The sequence below is a fragment of the Arthrobacter sp. Y3223164 genome, from assembly GCF_059091005.1.
In genome coordinates this window covers 1-1,661 of record NZ_JBNHGF010000514.1, presented here as the reverse complement: position 1 = coordinate 1,661, position 1,661 = coordinate 1, and the positions used below count along the sequence as shown (strand labels likewise).

Below are 1,661 nucleotides of genomic sequence, written 5' to 3'. Positions count from 1 at the left end.
GCCCTGGCCACCTGGGCGGAAGCCGTGGATACCGCGGAAGACCTCGGCTGGCCGGCCGCGGCAACGGAAACACCGCGGGCCTTCCAGCAACGCCTCGACGACGCCGGCGTGGTCACCGGGAAGTCTTCCGTTGCCCTGGCGCGGCTGCGGGCTGGCTATGAGCGGGCCGCGTATGCTGCTCCGGAGGCGCCGCCACCGGGCGGCGCCTCCACCGCACGGTGGTCCGATGTGGAAACCGTCAGGGACAGGCTTCTGGAGCGGGCCGGATGGCGGCGCCGCCTGGCCGGGCTGTTGTGGCCGGCGTCGCTGTTCCGCCGCCGGCCGCCCCTGGGGGACGGCCGGCCGACGGATCGGAACTACCGGGCGTAGGGATCCGCGATGCCGATGTACTGGACCGTGGTGTACTCGTCCAGGCCCTCCGCGCCGCCTTCGCGGCCCATGCCGGACTGCTTCACTCCGCCGAACGGGGCGGCGGCGTTGGAGATCACGCCGGCGTTGTAGCCGACTAGGCCGAACTCGATCTGCTCGGAGACGCGGAACATGCGGTTCACATCGCGCGAGTAGATGTAGGAGGCAAGGCCGTACTCGGTGGCATTGGCCAGGGCGATGGCCTGCTCTTCGGTTTCGAACGTGGTCACCGGGGCAACCGGGCCGAAGATCTCGCTCTGCAGGATATCGGCGTCGTTCGGAACGTTGGACAGCACGGTCGGCTGGTAGAAGTAGCCGTCGCCTTCCACGGGCCCGCCGCCGGTGCTGACGGACGCTCCGGCTTCCACCGCCGCGGTCACCAGGGCATGCACGTCGTCGCGGGCGCCGCCGTCGATCAGCGGGCCCACCGTGGTGTCCGCTTCGGTGCCGCGGCCCGGCTTGAGGGCCTTCATGGCGTTCGCAAACTTGGTGGTGAATTCCTCGGCCACGGAGGCCTGGACCAGGAAGCGGTTGGCGGCCGTGCAGGCCTCGCCCATGTTGCGCATCTTGGCCGCCATGGCGCCTTCGACGGCTTTATCCAGGTCGGCGTCTTCGAAGACGATGAACGGGGCGTTCCCGCCGAGCTCCATCGAGGTCCGCAGGACGTTGTCCGCCGCGTCCTTGAGCAGCTGCTTGCCCACCGGCGTGGAGCCGGTGAAGGAAACCTTGCGCAGGCGGGAGTCCTGCATCAGCGGCCCGGAGATGCCGGAAGCGCTCTTGGAGGAGACCACGTTCAGCACGCCTGCCGGGAGGCCGGCCTCGATCATGGTCTGGGCGAAGAGCTGGCTGGTCAGCGGGGTGAGCTTGGCAGGCTTGAGCACCATGGTGCAGCCGGCGGCTACCGCGGGACCGACCTTGCGGGTGGCCATGGCGAGCGGGAAGTTCCACGGGGTGATCAACAGGCAGGGGCCGACCGGCTTGCGCTGGACCAGGATCTTGTTCTTGCCCTCCGGCGTGGTCAGGTAGCGGCCGTAGTCGCGGACGGCCTCCTCCGAGAACCAGCGCAGGAATTCGGCACCGTAGGCCACTTCGCCGCGGGATTCGGCCAGCGGCTTGCCCATCTCCATGGTCATCAGGAGGGCGAAATCCTCCGAGCGCTCGGTCACCAGCTCGAAGGCGCGGCGCAGGATCTCGGCGCGCTGGCGCGGAGCCGTGCGGGCCCAGGCTGCCTGCGCGCTGTCGGCGGCGTCGAG

General features: G+C 69.8%; 2 protein-coding genes. One reads left to right on the top strand and one right to left on the bottom strand.

The features are described from left to right. Nucleotides 1-369: DUF4129 domain-containing protein (locus tag AC5RUJ_RS15955; RefSeq protein ID WP_494156207.1), on the top strand; the 369-nt coding region annotated here is incomplete at its 5' end. Here AC5RUJ_RS15955 and AC5RUJ_RS15950 read toward each other — a convergent pair. Next, nucleotides 357-1,661: NAD-dependent succinate-semialdehyde dehydrogenase (locus AC5RUJ_RS15950; RefSeq protein WP_494156206.1), on the bottom strand; the 1,305-nt coding region annotated here is incomplete at its 5' end. The two genes, AC5RUJ_RS15955 and AC5RUJ_RS15950, sit on opposite strands and share 13 nt — an antisense overlap.